A 20,897-nucleotide genomic window follows, 5' to 3' on the forward strand; every position below is an offset into this window, starting at 1 on the left:
ATAGCCGAATCCTAGGATCAGTCCTGCCGTGAGGGGTAGAAAGATGATGTTCGTGACCACACCGATCCCGCTCATGTAGAACTTCTCTAGCGGAACTCCCCAATGGGTACCCATCGGCAGCCAATAAAGCGGTATCGCGATCCACCACGCTTTTGCGTACCAAGGACGCCAAAGATAGTCACCGGCCCGCAACGGCGGGGCCAATGGGGGAAGCGGCTTCACCTTAATCGAAGGATCTGAGTTCGGAGCGGGTCCCATGTCATCATCTCCATCCGTTTCCCGTGAAGATCAAATTGCCAGCCGTCGCTATTTGGTAGCAACGTCCGCGCCATCGAGTTCCGCGATGCGGTCGCCGCAAACTCTGTGGACGACCCGCCCCAGCTCCTCGATCTGTGCCGCAAGCCAGTCCAGCTCTTCCGAGCTTATCCGATAGTGCTTTGAGTACCGCGCCTTCACATAAGCATCTTTGAGCTTCTCGAACATCGCACGCTCTCGCCGATTAGATGAAGGCCAGATGCCATATAGTCTTCGATCCAGCCGCTCCGCTTGCGAGCGCAAGAAGCCCAGATTGTGCACGTGCGGGGTGTAGAAAGTAAGCACCAATAGAACGCAATGGTAGAGACGTTCCGTCGCTTGATGCATCAGAAAAGCGGCATCCTTCAGACGCCCCTTTTCGGCACTGAACTTTGCTGTCTCCAGAACGCCTGCAGCAGCTGGAAACCACTCCTCGAAATACTCTCGCGCAAGCTCCAGGGCCTGCGCTGCCGTCTTGGGCTTGGGCTGATGCAACTCGCTATCTTCGCTCTCGTAGAGCGCGATACCATCACGGGCGATGTCCATGAAGAAGTACCGTCCATGCGCCAGGCCATCATTCACCTCTTGGAGCGAATGCACGATGAAGTTCACTGGCGTACGAATGGTTTTCGTGATCGACAGCTCTCGTATCAGCCGCTCGTCGGCGCGCTGCCAGTAGGCCACCCGGTCGGTCAGTTCCTTCTGATTGACGATCACCAGCAGGTCGAAATCGGATTGATATCCCTTCGCCGTATGCGGTTCATCAACCCAACCGCCGCGCGCATAGCTGCCGTAAAGAATGACCTTCAATATTCGCCCGAGCTTCTTCTCGCCAGTGGGATTGCCGCGGGCGTCATCGAATTCCTCGAACAGGATCCGTAGCACCCGATCGAGATCGCGTTGTTTGGCGGGAGGAAGATGATCGAGATCGCTGCGCATCGTCTCCTCCTAACAACCCGACCAGGCAATTGCCCAGCAAAACTGCGGCAACTTCGACCGGTTCTACGGCAGCGCGCCTCCTCCCCTCCGTTCGAACTGAGCCGGCCACGGCAGGATTAAGAACGGCAGCGCTATTTCCGGACCTGGGCCGCTTGCTGACATGCCGCTTTTAGCCGTGAGGGGCAGAAAGCGGCTGTTTAGCAGGTGTCACAACCGCTCGGTTTTGACACCATGCCGATGCGGCGAATCAAAGCAAAGGTCTACCCTTCTGCGGGCAACGAGCCGCTGTCGTGGCACCATTCAATAATACCATGACGAACCCAGAAGTGAGCGAAACATCCGGCAGTCTGCCGAACTGACGGATGCAAGGAGACCCGCCTCAGACGATCGCGATGCACCATCCAACGGGGACGACGTATTGGATTGAGGGATAATTGGAGTTTCTCGCCGCATCCGCATGGGCAGCGCATGATGGCCCATTTCGGGGTGCCACCACCTTGCACCATATAGATCACGCCTGCCCTCAAATCTTGAGGCGCCGGTTGCCTCTCGATCGAGCGGAGCACGAGGTCCGGACGAACAATCGATTTAGCCTCTCGAGCAAGCCAAGTAACGTACCTGCGCAGAGCCTTCATTGGCCGACCCGATCCAGAAAAGGCTGCATGTCACCTCGTCCCCAGTAATCCATATCACTGCAGACGGGGCAATGATCGTCTTGTTCAGCCCCAGGCCGCCGATCAGCCAGCAGATCGAACCGACGAACGCCATGCCAGCGCCAGCCTGAGCCTCTAAAGTCCGTCAAACCTTGAATAAGTTCGTCAACCGCCATGCACGCGGTTGCGGTTGTAAAGGTCACAACTGCTGGAGCTGGCTCGCCGCCGCCGCGCACATAGGCTTCCCGCTTGCGGCGCTCAAACTCCTCAGGACTGGCTCTTTTTAGGGCTTCATCGCGCGCGGTTTCCGCATCGATCACTCTTCGGCAGATTAAGCACTGCCCTGATGGTGCCAGTACCGTCACTCGACCACCGAGTTCGGCGATACGACTATCCTCTGCAGGGCGGATCGCTAAGCCCATGTCGATGACCGGAACGAGATAGAAATAGGCGAAGCGGTTAAGGAGCAAACGGCCATCATGGTCGTCCGTGCAGCCAAATACGACATCGCATGCCTTTAAGGCATCCCGTGCAGCCGGGTCGCCGACCCAGCCACGGAACGACACCGTGCGGACTCCGAGGCCCAGTTCGGTGATTTCCCTAGTTAGCACGTCGACCTTTGGACGCATCGCATCGGCATCGGCCCGGCGGGCGCCGTGCAATCGGTTGAGATTGGTGACATCAACGATGTCCTCATCGAAAAGCGCTAGCTGTCCTACCCCAAGCCGAGCGAGTAGCATCGCAGTCGCGCTTCCAGTTGCACCACAGCCGACAACACCCACTCGCAGGCGACGAAGGTCACGGCCGAGTTTAGGGCCGAACGCTAGATCTTGCCGTGCCAGGAAGTCAGCCGACACACGGCTGTGCAGACCGTGGAGCGCTAACCCATTCCCGAGGATGGTGACGTAATCCGCTGCAATAGCGGACCTTGGGTCTGACCATAGGCGGGCACTCCACCCATCTGCGTCGGTGCGTAGGCTCACGAGCTGCGCAGAGGCACCAAGCTCCTGCCGAAGATGCATGAGCAAACTGCGGTCATCCTCGTCAATTTCCGCTGCTCCTGCAGCGCTATCCGTCAGCTGCGTACGTACCACGCCAAGGATCAAATCCTCAGCTGTGCACCTTGCCATCGCCTCAGTGATGCCGGCAGCACTCGTCTGGTCTCCCGCCAGTTCAAACGACAGCAGACGCAGCCGGCGTTGCCGATCCCAAGGGTCGCTTGCGATTTCATTTGTGCCAAATAGGGCAAAGCAGGGGGATCCGCTTGTTGATCCCGACAGGAGCGCTTGGTGAAGAGCAGACGTATGGCGCTGCTGCAGAACAAGTGAAAAACCGCTCATGCCGCGAGCTCGAGGGCAGCTTCCACCCGCTTAATCATGGTCCAGATGCCGTCACGGCCTGGTCGCCAATCACTGCTGTGGCGCGACCATCGCTGCCAAGTCTGACTAACGAAGCTGAAGGGAACATCAGCGCATCGCGCATAGGTTGAAGTCGCGACGAGCCGCAGCCAAGGCATGGCGTAAAACATATCGGGCGCAACGTCGGGATAGCCTGGCGGCAGCATGATCAGGATATCCGCTACCGTAGCATCGAACCGACCAGGTGGCAGCGGCATGGCGCGGAGCACGATACCGCGTTGGCCGCCCTCTTCGACCTCATCATAGCCGAGCCCCCGCTCGGCGAGATACTTGCGGCACCTCATCGGGAGAGCGGCCATGGCTCAGCCCTCCGTCGTTTGGTTGGTGCCGGTGAAGAAGCGCTCCAGGCCCTTCGGGCTCAACGGCGCCTTGGCACCATCCGCGATCGGCCGGTCCTCGCCGCCATGGACCTCGAGCCAGACGCCGTAGGTCGCGGCATCCACCTTCGCGAGCTTCTTCAGCACATCGCCACGAACCTCCGGGCTCCCCCAGATGAACTCGTCACCGTCGAGGGTGAAGCGATAAAGCGCGTCGGACCGGAAAATCAGAAACCGCTCGACCTCGTTTGCGAGCAGATCCGTCGTTTCGTCGAGATTGAGGGCGTTCAGGCGGCCACTAGGCGCCATCGAGATAACCAGATGCTCCTCAATCGGCCGGAGACCGGCCAACTCAATCAGCTGCCGAGCCGTTGGCTGAGGGTCAGTAGTCACTGCCGAACGGTAATTCAGGCGCTCGTCGCCGAGTTCGATGCGGTAGCTCATGCCTGGGCGGGGGCGCCGCCCTTCCCGAATGCAGCCGCCGATATCTTCGATTTCATGTTGGAGAGTCGCCATTGGCGTACCTTTCTATGGATTAGGCGGAAGCCCGATGCCCCGCATGCAACCCATATAATAGCTAGGACTTGGCTATTCAATAGCCATCGCATAGCTTATTTAAATTGACATATTGGCTGTTGGCGCCTACATGCATGCCTGCAGTTGGAGGTAGTATGGTCGCGAAGAAGACGATGACGCTCAATCTCACCGACGCGGAGATGCGCGCATTGGATGAGCTGTGCGAAAAAAAGGATCTCAGCAAAACCGCGGTCATGAGACAGGCGCTCCGATTGTACCAGCTCATCGAAGGGCGGGTTGAGAAGGGCGATAAGCTCTTCTTTGAAGATGAGGCCACCAAGGAAAAGGCAGAGGTGATGATGCTATGACGATCACCGTAAGCCCAGTTTACCTGTTCAATGCCGTAACCAACGAGGCTGAGTCAGCGGAGCTTTGGGACGGCATCACAGAAAAACAGCTAGGTGACTGGGAGGGCGAATGGCTCCCCGAGCTATTTAAGTCCGTTCAGAAATTGCATCGTGCAGGCATCGAAAGACGCCATTGGCCGCAAAGCCGCCATTGGAATTGGCGGAGAAAAACTGAGGCTTTGCAGGGTATGCTCGCCCAACCCGGGTTCAGTATTGTCTGTAACGGCATGACTCAAGGAATGATGATCCTCGACACGGTAATGAAGCGGTGTCGAAGCGAAGGGCAGAAGGGCAAAGAGATTGTTTATGTAGACTTCGTTGAAAATGCGCCGTGGAACCGTCCGGAGCTGCATGAACCTGCATTATATCGTGGGGTTGGCAGCATTATGATCCGGTCAGCCATCGCGCTGAGTGAGGAACTAGAATTTAAAGGGCGCATTGGCCTCCACTCTCTGCCGCAGGCGAACAGCTTTTATGCGAACACCTGCGGAATGTCCGACCTCGGTATGGACGCGGACTGTCAAAACTTGCGTTATTTCGAGATGACACCAGAGCAAGCGGAGGCCTTCATCGCAAAAGGAACTCAGCCATGAAGGTCGAGATTACGAAAGAATGGTGCCTCAGAATGGCTCAAGTCGAGGCGAAAGCCGAGATCGGAGCTGGCCTACATTCTATCGATCCGATCTTCGACGGGGAAGCGATGTTCGGTGATAGTACCAATCAGGACACCGGCATTGCCTTCGGTCGGTTTGTGCGGCTCATGCGCCGCAACAAAGGACTGACTTTAGAAAAGCTCGCCGAAGATGCGGACTTGGATGTATCTGAGCTTATTGAAATAGAGGACGACTTACATCATAAGCCAGAGCTGAGAACTGTATATCAGCTAGCTAACTTTTTTCAAATCCCCAGAAATAATCTGTTGCAGGTTGCAGGACTTGTTACTGCGAAGAACGACAATATAGTAACTGAGGCAGTCCGGTTTGCAGCCCGATCAGAGTCGGTGACCGCTTTGACACAGCAAGAGCGTATGGCTCTAGAGGAATTCATTAGTGTATTGAGTAAAGAAGACTAAATAAAGGGCGGTCGAAATGAGTAAGAACAAAATCCTTTCAGACAAGACCGCTCACGATATCGACCGGCGGGTAGAGCGTGTCCTCAAGGGCCTAGGAAATCCGGAACCTCCTTTACGTCTAGAGGACGTCAGGCATTTGCTCAAACTGGATAAGGCATTTTACACCGCCAAAAATCCTAGTGCGGTTCAAGAGAAAATCAGCCGTATTCGGGTGGCTACGATCCAGGTCTACGAGCGGCCCGCACTGCTTTGGGATGCGATCAAAAAGTTGTCGTTAAAGGCGCTCTACCTGCCGGATAGACGCAGGATCCTCTTAGATGGCGACCTGCCGGAGAAGAAGCACCGCTGGAATGAAGCCCACGAAATTGGGCACAGCCTGATCCCTTGGCATGAAGACGTCATGCATGGAGACAATAATCACACATTGCTTCCTCATTGCCATGAGGAAATCGAAGCTGAAGCGAATTTCGCCGGAGGGCGTCTTCTCTTTTTACAGGACCGATTTACGGAGGAGGCGTTGTCCTCGTCTGCTACCATTTCGGTCATCAAGGCACTGCACGGGAAGTTTGGAAACACTCTATCCACGACTCTTTACCGGTTTGTCGAGGTGGCCGGAAGAGAGCGGCCGCTGGTGGGGATGATCACTGGTCATCCTCACAAATCTAAGAGAAAGCCAGACTTCGATGCTATGAACCCAACCAAATACTTCATACAATCCCCGATGTTTGCTGAGCGGTTTAGTAAAATGTCGGAGAGGGAGGTCTTCAATGCGGTGGCTGGGTACTGTGGAGCGCAACGCGGAGGAATATTAGGGGAAAGGGACCTAATTCTCACCGACGACAACGGCGACGATCATCGCTTCCACTTCGAGACCTTCTATAACACGCACGATGCGCTAACGCTCGGAGTATACCGGGGGCCGGAAGCTCGGATCATCGCAGCCTAGGCGTGCCATAGTGGTGCACCTAACGAGCATCCATAAAAACGGCCGTTTGCAGGAGGTCAAAACCGGACGGTTCTGACACGGCCTATCGATGCACCGTTTTCTGCGAGTCCACAGGTGTCAGAAGCTAGTTTCAGAATGTCGGGTTATGGCATCGGATCACCGACCGCCACCCTGTATTGCGGCAGCAACGGTCCAGTCTCGATGCCAAGATGAATTGTCGAATCGAAGCATCAGCCCGATTGGATAACTCGACCAATGACACGCGCGGTCCCGGAGGTCTGGAGGTCCCGAGATGGTTGTGACAGCTCTGTGGTCACGCCTCGGGCGGAGTCGTCTTCTTTGCCCTGCGTGGTGCCTTTGCGGCCGGCTTGCTCTCAACCTTCTGTCCCGGTTTGCGGCCCAATCCGATCTTCTTGGCCATCTCGCGACGCTGCTCGGAATAGGCCGGCGCGGTCATCGGATAAGTTGCAGGTAAGTTGTAGCGAGCGCGATACTGGTCAGCGGTGAGCCCATGGGTGCCCAGATGACGAGTCAATGTCCGGTACGGACGTCCGTCGATCATCGAGATGATGTGCTCCCGACTGGCGAGACTCTTGCGAGCAGTGACCGCCGGCGTAAACTCTGGCGCAGCAGCCATCTCAGCTTCGGCCGATCCTGGTGCAGCAAGTTCACCGACCGTCTTGTGCATCGCAGTCAAAAACGCGACTGCGTCTCCGGTCGAGGACCGAGTGTTGTTGTTGGCCAGCCAGGCTGCGGTAAGTTCAGCTGCAAGTTCAACTGCGCTGAGGCTCGTTTCGTCGCTCATGATCGTCTCCATCAGATTTGGAGCTCTCAATAGAGACATAAGGGCCAATAACAATGATCGTCGGCGGGCAGTGTTAAAATCTTCGTTGTGACCGGACCACAAGGTCCGCCTCACGAGAGCCTGTCCACGATCAAATTGATTGGCAGCCTAGCGCTTCGCCAGTCCCGGGTTGTTCGCGGTCGTCCCGACCGTCCGGCAAAACAAAGCACGTGTGAGCTTACGCCCGAACACCGCCTTGCAGCTCATGATGGCCGCCGGGTCACCCGTCAGGTCGCCGATCCGAACAGCTTTGGCACCATCGGCCAATGTGCGATCCTCAACGTTGATCGCCATCAGCCGCCCAAAGCGGTCAGTCCCCGCGCAGCGCAACCTTGCCCAGCGAAGCGCCACGCATCCGCGCCTCTCGCAGCGCCTTGCGCTCCTTGTCCGTCATGCTGTTGGCTTCGGGGCGGGTCGCAGGATCGCCGGCGCATGCCGCCGGATCGAGCGTCCACCCAAGCTGGGCAGCCAGACACTCGGCAAAGGCCTTCGCCATCGGCGGCGGCACCGCATTGCCGACCTGGCGATATTGCTGCAGCCGTGGAATCCGGTCAGGCCAACGGAAATCGTCGGAAAAGCCCTGGATCCGTGCGCTTTCGCGCACCGTGATGACCCGGTGATGCTTGTAGTGGACCGGTCGTAGCGGCGAGAAGTTTCCCGACCCAGCGCGCAGCGTATAGGAGGGGCGCTCGGGATGGAGACGGTCATGGAATGATCCGCGCTCGCGCTTGCCCGGCTGCAACGTGCTCAACCGCGCGACCATGTCGGCGGAATGGACCGTCGGCTCATGATTATAGATGCCCGTTTCGCCAAACTCGCCGGCGTCAGGCAGATCCGCGATTGCACTCGCCGACGAGCGATAGGGTGTTTCGTCGGTACCGTGAGTCGCCGCGGGGAACCGCGGCGGCACCTTCCCCTTGATCCCTAGCATCACCAGGCGCTTGCGATTCTGGGGCACGCCAAAATCAGCCGCCGATACGATGCGGTGATCGACGGCATAGCCTAAAGACCGAAGCGCAGCCTGCGTTTCCTCCAGGAAGGCACCTTCCGAGATCGCTGCCAGATTCGGCACATTCTCGAGCAGGAACGCGTTCGGCTTCAACTCGCCGACGAGGCGGATGAAATGCCCGATCAGGTCCGCGCGTATGTCCCGCTTGCCTTGTCGCTTCCCCGCGATCGAGAAGGGCTGGCAGGGAGGGCCGCCGATCAGGACATCGATCTTTTTGCACTGAGCCTTCGCAAGCAAGTCGGCGCCGGAGGCGACGCTCAGATCGGCGATGAAACCGGTGCTGCCGCGATATTCATGATTGTAATTATACGCATCGACCGCCCGCGCATCGAGTTCGAAGCCGGCGGCGATATGCAGCCCGGCATCGAGAAATCCAGTCGAAAGCCCGCCGCATCCGGCGAAAAGTTCAATCCCTGTCGGCATGGTCCGGCTCATTGTTTAGGTACATTGGTTGCGCGGATCATCGCGAGCTGCGCCTCGGAGGTGTTGATCGCGTAGCTTGCCGAGCGGATGATCCGCAGATCGCCGGGCCGCTCAGCGATGTTGAATTCCATGAGGTGGACCGCCGATTGGTAATCCACCTTGAGCGCCAGGGGCCTGACTTTCAGGCCTGGAAAATAATGCGCGGCGTATTGGATCATGTTGAAGATCTGCACCCGGTTGAGCTCGTCGGATACAGCTTTCGCCTCAATCGGGAAGACGACCGGAACATCATCGTCGCCTGAGGCGATACCAACGTCAATCGCATCGAGCTCCGCCTGTCCGATCCCCGGCACGCTCTTTCGCACATGACTGCGCAAGCGGTAGATCTTCATGCCTGTAAAATGATCAAGCAGCTGGCAGTAGCCGACCACGGAGAGCAGCGCCTGCTCGTCCATTTCCGCCATCGTCTCAGGAAGGAGCCGCCGCACTGGCATTGGCGTCTGGTCGATCGCCGGCACGAGTTCGCTGACGGGGACCTCCATGATCCCGCTCGAGGCCTTCTCGAATTGATAGCGACCGCGGCCGACCGCTCGCAGGACATGGAAGCCCTTGGCCAGGATTTCCTCCGGCAGCTTGGTGCGCGAACGCATGCGGTAGATGACATCGGCAGGATTGCGCGATGAAATGGCATCTGGATTGTCCGACACCGCCCGCACTGCTTCGACCGCCGTCCGAACGTCGTCGAGCGAAAAGACAACCGTAGCAGCGCCGGGACGCCAGCGGTCCTGGAACAGCTTCAGGATGACCGGAACATAGACTTTTGAATTTCGCCCATGGCCCTGCAGGCTTTTCGCTCGAGGACTGGCCACGACCGCATCGGCCTTGGACGCTCGCCGTCGCCGGGGGGCACTGTCATCAAGGTCCAACTCGTCGCTCATGCGCACCCGCTATCATGATCAGAACATCTATGGAACATCTCTTCGCCGCTACGTCGCTTTTGGCGAATCTTGGGTTACGGGTATAAGTTGAGTGCTGCTATATATAGTCGCGCCGCCAAATCCCCCCTGCCCTCCAACCCTGCATGCGCGTCCGGCAATTGCGGATGAATCATTTGCGGGCGGGAGTGCAGGCAGCCTCGAAGGCACCCCTATATGGGCCGGCCATTGCCCGTTTCATTGGGAATTGATATGGCGCTCGCATTCGCAAGGACCCGGTGAAATTCCGGGTGGCTATTCCGGCCGCCGATCCGCCGGACAACAACACGCACCAACCCTGTGCGCCCCAAGTGCGCTCTGTGCCCTGTTGTGGATCACCAATGACATTCGATGTTTCTGTTTACCGCCGCCAGTGGTTCACTGACGCCATTACGGCGCGCCGGGACATATTGGCCGGCATCGTCGTCGCGCTTGCGCTCATTCCCGAAGCGATCGGCTTTTCAATCATTGCCGGCGTCGACCCACGGGTCGGCCTTTACGCCTCGGTCGCCATCGCGCTGACGATCGCATTTATTGGCGGGAGGCCAGGCATGATCTCGGCCGCGACGGCGGCGGTCGCCATATTGGTCGTGCCGCTCGTGCGCGATCATGGCGTCGAATATCTGTTCGCCGCTACGATCCTGATGGGCCTCATCCAAATCGCAGCCGGCCTGCTGCGGCTCGATCTCGTCATGCAGTTCGTCTCGCGGTCGGTCATCACCGGCTTCGTTAACGCGCTCGCCATCCTGATCTTCATGGCCCAGCTGCCGCAGCTTACCAATGTCGGCTGGGAGACCTATGCCATGGTCGCTGGTGGCCTGGCGATCATCTACGGTTTTCCTCGCCTCACCACAGCGATTCCTTCGCCGCTGGTGGCGATCCTCGTCTTGAGCGCAATCGGCATAGCTATGGGTCTGCCGGTCATACTGTGGGCGATATGGGCAAACTGCCCGAAGCGCTGCCCAGCTTCGCGCTGCCCAACGTACCGCTGACGCTCGACACGCTGCGGATCATCCTTCCCTATTCACTGACGATGGCGGCGGTCGGTCTGCTTGAATCCCTGCTGACCGCGCAGATCGTCGATGACATGACCGATACCGACAGCAACAAGCGCCAGGAGTGCGCCGGCCAGGGCGGTTCGAACATCGTGTCGGCACTGTTTGGCGGCATGGGCGGCTGCGCCATGATCGGCCAATCGGTCATCAACGTCACGTCAGGTGGCCGCAGCCGGCTGTCGACCTTCGTCGCTGGCGGGTTCCTGCTTTTCCTGCTTGTCGTCCTGGGTCCCTATGTCGGGCGCATGCCGATGCCCGCGCTGGTTGCCGTCATGATCATGGTGTCGATCGGCACGTTCAGCTGGAACTCGATCCCGAACCTGCGTCGCCACCCACTGACCTCGTCCGTGGTGATGATAACGACCGTCGTGGTCGTGGTGGCGACTCACGATCTGTCCTTGGGGGTGCTCGCCGGCGTGCTGCTCTCGGGCATCTTCTTCGCCGGCAAGGTCCAGCGCATGTTCTCAGTCGAGCGCGAAGTGTCGGTCGATGGCACACAGGCGACCTATCGCGTTACCGGCGAGATCTTCTTCGCGTCGGTCGATCGGTTCACGCGCGCGTTTCAGGCCGAGGACAGCGCGAGCCGAGTCCTGATCGACGTGACCGCAGCGCACTTCTGGGACATCTCGGGCGTTGGCGCGCTGGACAAGATCGTCGCGCGCTTGCGACGCGATGGCCGCGATGTCGATGTGATCGGCTATAACCGAGCGAGTGCCGACATCGTCGATCGCTTCGCACTGCATGATAAGACAGGCGTCGAGATGGGACTGGCTCCGCACTGAGCGGAACTCGCGGGTAATCCGATAGGCCACCCAGTCGGCGAGCTTGGTCAAGTCGTTGGGGGGAAGCCTATAGGTCTCTCGCACGACGATGTCGTTGGTGGCGGCGCGCCGATCGGACAACCCTTCAGGCAATGAAAGGTGTGCAGCTCCGCCTGGCGCGACTGTGCTAAGCTTGGCGAAATCGCCAACACTTCGGCAAGCGCCACCGCATTGAAGATCGTCGGATACCATTGCGGCTGGCCTGCGTTCATTTCATGCTTGCTCTTCATTCGTTGAAGGTTGGGCTGAGGCCTGGAAAACAGCGAAATCAGTCTCGCAAACTATGCCTCACGGCGCAGAACCATCCCACCCGGCAGAGTCTCAGCCAATGGAGCCATCAATGAACTGCCCCGCCCGGGCTCATTGCTTCAAGCTGGCGGATGCGATCGAGGATGCGGAGGAAGGTCCGATGCCCCTCCATCTGGCCCTCGGCCAGTAATTCGTCCGCGCGTTGTGACGCGACATACCACGCGTGCGCCCCATGCTGCCGCACCAGCTGGTGCGCGCAAGCCCAGATCTCGCGTTCTTCGATCATGAGTGAGGATACCGCCTGATCCTCACCCTGCCCAGCCCCGGCATTCGTCGGCGCCGCTTCTGCAGTTAAAGCGTGTCGATGAGCCACCGCACGAACCCAAGCGCGCCGGCCATGAACGAGCCAAGCAAGAGGATCGCGATCAAAGCATATTCCAGAGCCTGCACCCGTGCGCGCCAGTCAGGTCTCTTGCTCATTACCGACGCCAACCAAAGCGGAGCGATGAAGGGAAGAAAATTCGGCGTGGCGCATGGGCTTTTGGGCAATGTCCTTGGACGAACTCAGTAACAACCTGGACCTATATGTATCGTACGTACGACGCTTCAGATCAGCTAAAACGCCGCCGCTGCCATCCAGGCCGCCATCGCGACCATCATCAGGTTCTCCGTCAGCGAAACGAAGCCGAGCGGCACGTTGCTGGCCCCACCCACGCAAGCACATTTCAGTTCGCGCCTGTCGACATAGACGGCCTTGACGACGGACGCCGCGCCAATCGTGCCGATGAACAGCGCGATCGGCACAGAAAGCCAGGTTAGCGCACCGGCGATCATCAGCACGCCCGCAAGTCCCTCGGCAAAGGGATAGACATAGGAATATGGCACCCAGCGCTTTGCCAGCAGGTCATAGTTGAGGAACATCGTCGCAAAGCTCTCGACATTCTGAAGCTTCAGCAGTGCCAGCACCGTCATGCTGAACCCGATGAACCATTCCGCCGCGCGCAGCGTAAACGGGGTACCATGAACGGCATGACTCGCCGCGAGCGCCATCAGCGCAGTCATGGCGAACAAGGCGGCGATCGGCTTGTAGCTCGTCGCCTTCGGATCTGCGACGACCTTGCCGAAATGACGCCGAAGGTCGTCATAACCGCCGATCCGCTTGCCTTCGATGAAGATCTGCGGCGTCGTCGCCACGCGATGTTCGGTCTTGAACGCGTCGGTTTCCGGGCGCGTACGAAGCCAATGATCCTCGACCGCATAGCCTTGCCGGCGCAGCAGGTCACGAGCCTTAAGGCCGTAGGGACAGACATGCGTGTCCATCGCCATGCGATAAAGAACAGCGCGGCGGGGTTCGGCAGGTAAGGTCATTGCAGCAGCTTTCGACTGGAATTCATCAGGCTGCAGCCCATATAGGCGCCGTACCATGGTACGGAGTCAAGCGATGTCCCGATTGACGATTGCCGGGCTGGCGCGCGCGGGCGGCGTGGGTGTCGAAACAATTCGCTATTATCAGCGGCGCGGGCTGCTGAAGACCCCGGCCCGGCCCACCGGCGCCGGACAGGCGGGTCACATCCGGCGCTATGGCGAGGAGGATGTCCACCGCCTTCGCTTCATCCGATCAGGTCAGGCGGCAGGCTTCACGCTCGAGCAGATCGCAGAGCTGCTTGCTTTGGACGCGACCAACGACCGCACGCGCGCACGCGAACTTGCCGTCGAACGCATCGCTGCGCTCGACACCAAGATTGCCGAACTGGAGAAAGCGCGCACATCCCTGCGCCGGCTGGCGAGGGAATGTGGAAGCGGCGCGACGGGTCCCTGCCCGATCATCACCTCGTTCGAAACTCCTGAAAGCGCGACGCTGACCGCCTCCAAGTCTTTGCCCTAGCGTCTGTGGTCATCCGGCCTGCTTCGAAGTCGGTTAGCAATTGTAGAAGCGCTGGACGCGAGGTTGGGGCCGGACCAGCCGCATCGGCATAATGCTGGGGCAATTCCATCCAGCCTTTGTATCGCTGGCTCCGAATATAGGCCGAACAGCTGTCGCGCTGCGCCTCGAGTGAATTGAGCTCTCGACCGAGCTCCTCTTCACTGCTCCTGCGCGTGTCGATGACACATCGGCGGACGGCGGCGGTATCGAGACCTGCATCGCGTGTCTCCACTGGTGCCTGCCGCCCTACGCCGGCTCCGCCGCCCGCCGATGTGCGTTCCCGCGACGCGTTCAACGCGCGCGACGGATGGACCAGATCAAGGTGGAAATGCTGCTGATCAGGGCTGCAGCGCCCATCAGAATATAGGCCGTGGCCATGCTTGCTCCTTTCATTGGAGCTAAGCCATGTTCACTTTACGTTCCAACATTGCAAGAGCTTTTCTGGCTGAGAGCGCCGGTTGCCGCCTGGGCGCCCGCTCGTGCCCCCATCACCAGACTATTGCAGTGGAAGCACGAACTTTGTGATCAGGTGGATGCGATCTTCGATAGTGCGCATTCCGCGGGAAAGCCGTGGTGGCAGATGCGCCCGCCCGGTCCGATCGCAAGCCCTGAAGAACCGAGATGTCGCATGGGAGGGTGATTCCCGATTACAATTGCTGATGGCAAACCGTGACCGGCGCGGTGGCGCCGTACAGGCGTTCGGCACATCGACGCGAGTCCTGTTCCCTAATGCAATTGCGCCCTCCATGTTTGCACTGCCCCGGTAGACCTGCCGGTCGCCGCCGCTTAGACGGCCAAGCCTGGCGCTGCGGCGGAAGATGACGGCAGCCAAGATCGCGGTGCTAACGACTCGCAGCTGGCTTCATAGCGGAACGAACGCAGCCAACACTTGGTTCTATTTGGCAATCAGGGAGATCATCATGGCCGACACCAAACAAGACGCCGTCGCGCTGCTCAAAGCCGATCATCGCACCGTCGAAGACCTGTTCGAGCAGTTCGAAAGCGCAAAGGGCGAGGGCAAGAAGCAGAAGATCGCGCTGCAGATCTGCATGGAGCTGACGATCCATGCCAAGATCGAAGAGGAGATCTTCTATCCGGCATGCGAGGGGAAGATCGAAGAGGACCTGCTGAAGGAAGCCTATGTCGAGCATGACGGCGCCAAGGTGCTGATCGTCGACATCGAAGCGGGCACGCCTTCCGACGAATTCTACGACGCCAAGGTCAAGGTATTGTCCGAGCAGATCGAGCATCATGTCGAAGAGGAGGAAAAGCGCATGGAGGGCATGTTCGCCCAGGCGCGCAAGGCCGGTCTCGACATGGACGAGCTGGGCGATCGGCTGCTGGCGCGCAAGACCGAGCTTGAGGCGGAGTATAAGGCGTCAGGATTGCCGAAACCCGAATTGACCACACTCGACCAGGCATCGATCTGAGCGTGGCCATGTACTGGCTGGACGGCTGGAAGCTCGGTCAATCGCTCTGGGCCAATGCGACGACTTATGGCGAAACCATGCTGGCAACCTGCCATGTCATGGGCAGCCGCAGCCAAACGATCGATACCGCAATGCGTAATCCGCTACACGGCGATTATCGCGAACTCGGCAAGATGGTGCCAGAGAAGGTGGCCGCGTTCGGCAAGGCCGGGTCCGTGATGGCGAATGACTGGACCGCAATTCACGGCGAGATGCTGGATCAAGGCCGCGACCTCATGAGCGTCTGGCTCAGCTGGCCGCCCAATGCCGCGAGAATGGCGCGCATCGCGGATCGAGGCTCGCGCCTGGTCCTCGAGATGAGCCTGGCCGGCGGGCGCGCGATGGCGCCGGTCCATGCCGCGGTGACCGCCAACGATCGCCGGTTGCGCCGCCGCCGCTGACGGCGCGCTGGCGCGTCATCGAACCGGTCAATCGGCGAGCGTTTCGAGGAGCGCCAGCACCCGTGCGGCGCGCGTTTCCACCTGCGTCGTTTCGTTAAGCAGCAGCCGGTCGCCCTTTACGATCAGCCCGGCAGCCGCGGCATTGGCGCTGAAGCCGGCGCGTGGGGTCAATGCGATGGCGGCGTCCCCGGCGTCGATCCGGGCGATCTCCAGCGCGCGCGCTGCCGTGCGAATGCGCGCTTGCAGCAGCAATACTTCGGCTTCAGCAGGCAGCGGGCCGAACCGGTCGACCAGCTCCTCTTCGAACGCATCGAGTCCGGCTTCAGCCTCAAGCCGCGCCAGCCGGACATAGAGTGACAATCGGGTGTCCATCTCCGGAATCCAGTCGGGCGGCAGCATGCCGGACACGCCGATATTGAGCTCGGGCGTCCAATATTCGACCGCTTCCCCGCGCGCGCGGCGAAGCGCCTGACTTAGCAGATGCTGGTAGAGATCGGTCCCGATCAGCTTCATGTGCCCGGCTTGCGTTTCGCCCAGCAGGTCGCCGCCGCCGCGCATATCCAGGTCCTGGGCGCTGATCTCGAACCTTGCGCCCAGGCGGTCGAAGGCGGCCAGCGTCCGCAAGCGCTTGAGTGTGCGCTCGCCGATCGCGTCCTGCGCCTGCGTCAGCAGGAGCACCTGCCCACGCCGGTTGCCACGCCCGACGCGGCCGCGCAGCTGGTGAAGCTGCGCCAGACCGAAGCGGTCGGCGCGCCAGACGATCATCGTATTGGCGCGCGGCACGTCCAGCCCCGCCTCGATGATGTTGGTCGCGAGCAGGATGTCGCCGTCGCCAGCGGCAAAGCCGACCATCGCCGCATCGATATCGGCCGCCGGCATCTTGCCATGCGCTTCGACGAGCTTGAGGTCCGGCGCGACCCGGCGCAGTTTCTCGGCGACGTGCGCCATGTCCTCGATCCGCGGCACGACGACGAAGCTCTGCCCGCCCCGCCCCTTTTCACGCAGCAAGGCGGTGCGGATGCGCGCATCGTCATATTGGTCGAGGCTGGTGCGGATCGGCTGGCGGCGCGCGGGCGGCGTCGCGATCGTCGACATCTGCTGAAGCCCGATCAGCGCCATCTGCAGCGTGCGCGGAATTGGCGTGGCGCTCAACGCCAGCAGGTGCGTCTCGCCACCGCCGCGCAGCCGCGCCTTGTCGGCCGCGCCGAACCTTTGCTCCTCGTCGATCACGACCAGGCCGAGCTTCGCATAGCGCACGTCCTTGCCCATGATCGCACCGGTCCCGACCACGATGCCGATCGTACCGTCGGCAAGGCCCGCCTTGACCGCCTTCTTCTCGGCCGCGCTCGACAATCGTGAGAGGCCTGCCACCTCAATCCCCGATGCTTCGAAGCGGCGGCGAAAACTCTCGAGATGCTGGCGGACCAGCACCGTGGTGGGCGCGGCGATCGCGACTTGCCAGCCCGCCAGCGCAGCGAGTGCCGCAGCGCGCAACGCGACCTCGGTCTTGCCATAGCCGACATCGCCGACGACCAGCCGGTCCATCGGCTTGCCGCTGGCAAGATCGGCACGCACGGCGTGGATCGCGCGCGCCTGATCGGCGGTCTCGTTGGACGCGAAGCCGTTGGCGAAGCGCTCATAGGCGGCGGGATCGGGGTCGAGCACCGGTGCCTCGAGCTTTGCGCGCGCCGTGGAAAGTTCAGTCAGTGCAACCGCGCTTTCGCCGATCGCCGCATCGATCACGCCCCGCCGCTTTTCCCAGGATGCGCCGTCCAGCCGGTCGAAGGTCACCGCGTCGGCATCCGCGCCATAGCGCCAGATGCGATCGGCCGCGTCCACGGCGACCAGGCGGCGCGCGCCGCCGGCGAATTCAAGCGCGATCATCTCTCCCGGCCCGCCGCCTCCGCTCGGGACTGGCTCCAGCCCGGCGACCTGCGCAACGCCGTGATCTTCATGCACGACAACGTCGCCAAGCCGGATCTCCCCAACGGCGCGCAGCGGATCGGTGGCAAGCGTCGGCGCATCGCCGGTCACCGCGCGGCTGCCCAACAGATCGGCGGCCGCGACGACGACGTGGGACACGTCCACGAACCCAGCATCCACCGGCAATTCGATGCTGCCGGCCGCACCGGCTGCCAGGCTCGTCACTGCGGCAAAGCCGTCAAGCTCACCAAACTCGACCTTCAGCCGCTTGGCGATGCGCGGCCGCAGAAAGCGCAAGTCGCGCGCGCTGCCAGCCAGGACCAGCGCACGGCCCTCGCCCAGGAGCGGCTGCGCGAAGCGAACGAACGCCGGCATCGGTCCGCGGCGCTCGGCGAAGTTCGGCACGTCTTGCGGCGGATCGCCGAACGCTTCGACCCGCCAGCCGCGCTGCGCCGCAGCCCATGCGTCGTCGTCGATCGCATCGATCGCCGACTTGGCGAGCGCAGCGGTGTCGCTTGCCAGTTGCACGAAGCGTTGCCGGCGCTTCTCCGCCTTGTCGGACAAGGCGAGCACGGCTGGCGGCAGGTGCGACAGGATCGGCACCGGATCGGCGATCTCAGGTTCCGCCGCACGGCCGATCTCAAGCATCTCCACCTCAGCGACGCTGCGCTGGGTGACAGGATCATAGGCGCGGATCGCGGTGATCCTGCCCTCGGCAATCTCGATCCGCGCCGGAAGGCCAGCGTCCGCCGGAAAGATGTCGATCACCTCGCCGCGCACCGCCATCTCGCCGGGTTCGTCGATGCGATCGTCGGCAAAATAGCCAAGCGCCTCAAGCTGCGCGGCGAAGGTCGACAGGTCGATGGCATCGCCGACACTAAGGCCTGGCGGTGCGGCGTCGAACGCGCCGGGCGGCGGATAACGGCGCGCCGCCGCCTCGCCGCTCAGGATCACGGCGAGCGGTGCGCGCTTATCCGACTGTTGCGCCTGCCGCAGCGCACGCAGCGCCGCGACTCGCCGACCGGCATTGGCGGGCGAGGCCGGCGCGGCATCGCCGGGCAAGGCATCGCTGGACGGCAAGAATAGGATGAGGCGATCGGGCAGCAGCGCGCGCACGGCTTCCGCCAGCGCCTCGGCCTGTTGTTCGTCATCGGCAAGGAAGACGACGTCTTCGCTCGTCAGCGTCTGCGCGATGCGGACCGCCGTCCAGGCGAGATTCATGCCTTCACCGCAGCCGGCGCAGCGGGCCAGTCGCCGTCCTTGAGCGGCGGCAGTGCTTCGAACGCGGCGCAGCCTGGCTTGAACGTCAGCCGATCGCTGGCGAAGCTCAGCTGCGCATAGGGCACGGCCCGCAACACTTCCGCGACGGCCGCGGTCCGTTGCGCGACGACGACATAGCTCACGGTGCCGGTTCCGCATTCCACCAACGCCTCGACCGCCTTGCCGATCGCCTCGCCTTGCGCATCGACCACGCTCGTGCCGGGGATCCCGGTGGCGGTGAACAGGCTCGGTACGGACGAGCGCCGACTGGCCACCTCAGCGGATTTTCCTCCATCCTCATAGCCGCGCTGACGCCCGAGCCAGCGCCAGATGCCAACTACATTGACCAGTGTCAGGAAGAGGTTGGTCGCCAGCAAGTTGGTCTGGCCCGAACTCACGCCAATCCATGACCAGCACAGCGACCCAATCGTGAAGACGACAAAGCCCCAACCGGTCACCCGCGCACCCAGATTGGCGGCGGTCATCATCGCGGCGATCACCGTGGCGATCGGCGCGATCCACCCTGCTACCTCGTTCAATTCCGACCCCTTTGTTCCAGCGAGCATCTCAGCAGCGCGTCGCGTCCAAACATTCGTCAAAGCAATTGGATACCAATCCATCACGCGACCGCAGGAGTTCCGACCGACCGCGACGGACACGAGCTGCCAGAGCCGGAGGCATTCAGCACGCTTACGTGGCAAGCATGCTCGAGCGGCTGACATGATCGACGCGTTGCGCGCGCGGCCAGCGCCCGCATCCTCGAACAATCGGGACGGGTAAACGACTTTGACGCGGCTTCAAGAAACCTGCTGCAAAGCTTTTCGTCATTCTGGGATTGATGGTGGCGGCATACTGGCGTCTCTCGCAACAGGCTTCCAGCGAGACTCCGTCGACCGATAGTAAGGCAGCCATGAGAGGGCCGAGAATCGCTCCGCCAGCTCAAGATTGCCCGGTTTAGCGCGGCCTGTGATTGAACCGATTGCGCCATTCTCTTACTGCTCGATCAGTCATCGAAGGGACCGAGGCAATGCGGTTGGGTCTGATCACCACTGCGGCGGTGTTGTTGGCATCTTGCGGCAAACCACAGGATGCGACGGACATGCAGCCATCGCCCACGGCAATAGCCGCTTCCCCGTCGCCTTCGTCGTCGATTTCTGCAAGATCCGATAGCGTGACGGGCTCGACCGAGCGTTGGTCCCTGCAGCCGACCGGCCAAGAGGCTGTACTAGCGCTGCTGGGAACCGACAGAAGCGCCGTTGTCCATCTGATCTGCCCCGGTGGCGAAGATCAGCTGCTGGTCAATGTCCCCGGCTTTCGTCCCATCGACAGCGAAGAACGACTGTCCTTCGGCAGCGACGGCCATGCTGCAGCGCTCGTTGCCGATCCAGGTGGCGACGCGCAGCGTGGCGGCGTAACCGGTGCTGGCAAGGTGCCTGGAAACCTCGCCGCACTCGTCGGCGGCCGTCTTTCGATAAGCTATGGCGCGCAATCGAGCGGACCTCATCCTGCCCCGCCGCCGGCTCTGTCTCGCGCCTTCGTTGCCGCCTGCGGGAAGAAGCCAGTCGCATCAACCCAGCCTAGCCCTCAGGGCCAGGGGACGGTTAGCGCCTGCTCGGTGCAGGACGGGAAAGCTGTTCGCGTTTCACCTCGCAGTGCCATCGGCACCGAGCCTTTCTGGGCCGCCCGGATCGAGGGCCGCTGCGTCGTTTACTCCCACCCCGAAGATCAAGACGGCACGCGAGTGTGGACGCGTTATGCTAAGAACCTGAAGAGCGAAACCTGGGCGGGCGCACTGGAAGGACAACCGTTCGAGCTGAAGGCTTGGGCCGATCAAAGCTGCTCAGATGGCATGTCGGACAATCGGTATTCGTTTGCGGTCGAGTTGAAGGTTCGGGGAGAGCTGCGAAGAGGCTGCGCCAACGCCTCGTGATGTTTAAGGTCTAAGATCGTGCGCCAAGCAGATGATACCACGGCGCGCAGGCC

23 protein-coding genes, 1 pseudogene and 1 other annotated feature are annotated in these 20,897 nt (G+C 61.0%); of the genes and pseudogenes, 9 read left to right on the forward strand and 15 right to left on the reverse strand.

The genetic code is table 11. The features are described from left to right. Positions 1–306: 306 nt before the first annotated feature. From ACO05N_RS15320 to ACO05N_RS15340, 5 genes are all read right to left on the reverse strand, one after another. Entirely contained in the window at positions 307–1,233 is a 927-nt protein-coding gene (locus tag ACO05N_RS15320) for a HEPN domain-containing protein (protein WP_422057884.1), read from the reverse strand. A 260-nt stretch (positions 1,234–1,493) separates the two neighbouring features. Next, entirely contained in the window at positions 1,494–1,868 is a 375-nt protein-coding gene (locus ACO05N_RS15325; protein ID WP_422057885.1) for a DUF6527 family protein, read from the reverse strand. Continuing rightward, positions 1,865–3,226, reverse strand: a complete 1,362-nt coding sequence (locus ACO05N_RS15330) for a HesA/MoeB/ThiF family protein (protein WP_422057886.1) — start codon at positions 3,224–3,226, stop codon at positions 1,865–1,867. Before ACO05N_RS15330 ends, ACO05N_RS15325 begins: the two co-directional genes overlap by 4 nt. Continuing rightward, positions 3,223–3,603, reverse strand: coding sequence for an E2/UBC family protein (locus tag ACO05N_RS15335; protein ID WP_422057887.1), 381 nt, complete (start codon positions 3,601–3,603; stop codon positions 3,223–3,225). The genes ACO05N_RS15330 and ACO05N_RS15335 overlap by 4 nt, the downstream gene beginning before the upstream one ends. Before the next feature lie 3 nt (positions 3,604–3,606). Next, on the reverse strand, positions 3,607–4,065 hold the full coding sequence (locus ACO05N_RS15340) for a multiubiquitin domain-containing protein (RefSeq protein ID WP_422057888.1): 459 nt from the start codon (positions 4,063–4,065) through the stop codon (positions 3,607–3,609). 227 nt (positions 4,066–4,292) lie between these two features. Here ACO05N_RS15340 and ACO05N_RS15345 point away from each other — a divergent pair, with 227 nt between their 5' ends. From ACO05N_RS15345 to ACO05N_RS15360, 4 genes are read left to right on the forward strand one after another with little or no spacing between them, the layout of a single operon-like run. Continuing rightward, entirely contained in the window at positions 4,293–4,505 is a 213-nt protein-coding gene (locus ACO05N_RS15345; RefSeq protein WP_422057889.1) for a ribbon-helix-helix protein, CopG family, read from the forward strand. After that, positions 4,502–5,137 carry a GNAT family N-acetyltransferase gene (locus ACO05N_RS15350; protein WP_422057890.1) on the forward strand — a complete coding sequence of 212 codons (636 nt, stop codon included), beginning with the start codon at positions 4,502–4,504 and terminating at the stop codon, positions 5,135–5,137. The genes ACO05N_RS15345 and ACO05N_RS15350 overlap by 4 nt, the downstream gene beginning before the upstream one ends. Continuing rightward, positions 5,134–5,616, forward strand: a complete 483-nt coding sequence (locus tag ACO05N_RS15355) for a helix-turn-helix domain-containing protein (RefSeq protein WP_422057891.1) — start codon at positions 5,134–5,136, stop codon at positions 5,614–5,616. The genes ACO05N_RS15350 and ACO05N_RS15355 overlap by 4 nt, the downstream gene beginning before the upstream one ends. 16 nt (positions 5,617–5,632) lie before the next feature. Continuing rightward, a complete protein-coding gene (locus tag ACO05N_RS15360; protein ID WP_422057892.1) occupies positions 5,633–6,562 on the forward strand; it encodes an ImmA/IrrE family metallo-endopeptidase in 930 nt (309 codons plus the stop codon). A 313-nt stretch (positions 6,563–6,875) separates the two neighbouring features. On the opposite strand, the gene ACO05N_RS15365 is transcribed toward ACO05N_RS15360, so the two are convergent. The 4 genes from ACO05N_RS15365 to ACO05N_RS15380 all read right to left on the reverse strand — a co-directional run bounded on the left by ACO05N_RS15365 (position 6,876) and on the right by ACO05N_RS15380 (position 9,776). Further along, on the reverse strand, positions 6,876–7,367 hold the full coding sequence (locus ACO05N_RS15365) for a MucR family transcriptional regulator (RefSeq protein ID WP_422057893.1): 492 nt from the start codon (positions 7,365–7,367) through the stop codon (positions 6,876–6,878). A gap of 147 nt (positions 7,368–7,514) precedes the next feature. Beyond that, positions 7,515–7,700, reverse strand: a complete 186-nt coding sequence (locus tag ACO05N_RS15370; protein ID WP_422057894.1) for a hypothetical protein — start codon at positions 7,698–7,700, stop codon at positions 7,515–7,517. A 16-nt stretch (positions 7,701–7,716) separates the two neighbouring features. Further along, positions 7,717–8,838 (reverse strand): DNA cytosine methyltransferase, encoded by a 1,122-nt coding sequence (locus tag ACO05N_RS15375; protein ID WP_422057895.1) that lies wholly within the window; start codon positions 8,836–8,838, stop codon positions 7,717–7,719. Between the two features lie 8 nt (positions 8,839–8,846). Beyond that, positions 8,847–9,776 (reverse strand): hypothetical protein, encoded by a 930-nt coding sequence (locus ACO05N_RS15380; RefSeq protein ID WP_069319378.1) that lies wholly within the window; start codon positions 9,774–9,776, stop codon positions 8,847–8,849. Between the two features lie 265 nt (positions 9,777–10,041). Next, positions 10,042–10,097: a sequence feature (sul1 is cis-regulatory element that is thought to sense ions involved in sulfur or methionine metabolism; They are found in Alphaproteobacteria), on the forward strand. Positions 10,098–10,153: 56 nt separating this feature from the next. Here ACO05N_RS15380 and ACO05N_RS15385 point away from each other — a divergent pair. After that, positions 10,154–11,649, forward strand: a pseudogene (locus tag ACO05N_RS15385) (SulP family inorganic anion transporter). Between the two features lie 47 nt (positions 11,650–11,696). Here the strand turns inward: ACO05N_RS15385 and ACO05N_RS15390 are convergent. From ACO05N_RS15390 to ACO05N_RS15405, 4 genes are all read right to left on the reverse strand, one after another. Next, complete coding sequence (locus ACO05N_RS15390) at positions 11,697–11,918, reverse strand: hypothetical protein (RefSeq protein ID WP_173655671.1); 222 nt, start codon at positions 11,916–11,918, stop codon at positions 11,697–11,699. Positions 11,919–12,025: 107 nt separating this feature from the next. Continuing rightward, entirely contained in the window at positions 12,026–12,223 is a 198-nt protein-coding gene (locus ACO05N_RS15395; RefSeq protein WP_422057896.1) for a hypothetical protein, read from the reverse strand. A 65-nt stretch (positions 12,224–12,288) separates the two neighbouring features. Beyond that, positions 12,289–12,417, reverse strand: coding sequence for a hypothetical protein (locus ACO05N_RS15400; RefSeq protein WP_277620988.1), 129 nt, complete (start codon positions 12,415–12,417; stop codon positions 12,289–12,291). A 135-nt stretch (positions 12,418–12,552) separates the two neighbouring features. Further along, a complete protein-coding gene (locus ACO05N_RS15405) occupies positions 12,553–13,305 on the reverse strand; it encodes a MauE/DoxX family redox-associated membrane protein (protein ID WP_422057897.1) in 753 nt (250 codons plus the stop codon). 73 nt (positions 13,306–13,378) lie between these two features. Here ACO05N_RS15405 and ACO05N_RS15410 point away from each other — a divergent pair, with 73 nt between their 5' ends. From ACO05N_RS15410 to ACO05N_RS15420, 3 genes are all read left to right on the forward strand, one after another. After that, the gene (locus ACO05N_RS15410) at positions 13,379–13,822 is read left to right on the forward strand and encodes a MerR family transcriptional regulator (protein WP_422057898.1); all 444 of its coding nucleotides are present in this window, start codon (positions 13,379–13,381) and stop codon (positions 13,820–13,822) included. Positions 13,823–14,781: 959 nt separating this feature from the next. Beyond that, the gene (locus ACO05N_RS15415; protein ID WP_422057899.1) at positions 14,782–15,291 is read left to right on the forward strand and encodes a hemerythrin domain-containing protein; all 510 of its coding nucleotides are present in this window, start codon (positions 14,782–14,784) and stop codon (positions 15,289–15,291) included. Between the two features lie 8 nt (positions 15,292–15,299). Next, the gene (locus tag ACO05N_RS15420; RefSeq protein WP_422057900.1) at positions 15,300–15,731 is read left to right on the forward strand and encodes a hypothetical protein; all 432 of its coding nucleotides are present in this window, start codon (positions 15,300–15,302) and stop codon (positions 15,729–15,731) included. Between the two features lie 27 nt (positions 15,732–15,758). Here ACO05N_RS15420 and ACO05N_RS15425 read toward each other — a convergent pair whose 3' ends face one another. Continuing rightward, a complete protein-coding gene (locus ACO05N_RS15425) occupies positions 15,759–18,875 on the reverse strand; it encodes a TRCF domain-containing protein (protein ID WP_422057901.1) in 3,117 nt (1,038 codons plus the stop codon). After that, positions 18,872–19,414, reverse strand: a complete 543-nt coding sequence (locus ACO05N_RS15430; RefSeq protein WP_422058765.1) for a PRC-barrel domain containing protein — start codon at positions 19,412–19,414, stop codon at positions 18,872–18,874. The genes ACO05N_RS15425 and ACO05N_RS15430 overlap by 4 nt, the downstream gene beginning before the upstream one ends. Positions 19,415–19,941: 527 nt before the next feature. Between ACO05N_RS15430 and ACO05N_RS15435 the strand changes: the two genes are divergently transcribed. Continuing rightward, positions 19,942–20,844 carry a hypothetical protein gene (locus ACO05N_RS15435; protein WP_422057902.1) on the forward strand — a complete coding sequence of 301 codons (903 nt, stop codon included), beginning with the start codon at positions 19,942–19,944 and terminating at the stop codon, positions 20,842–20,844. Positions 20,845–20,897: the final 53 nt, after the last annotated feature.

It is taken from the genome of Sphingomonas sp. (assembly GCF_965227385.1).
In the GTDB taxonomy this organism is placed as follows: domain Bacteria; phylum Pseudomonadota; class Alphaproteobacteria; order Sphingomonadales; family Sphingomonadaceae; genus Sphingomonas.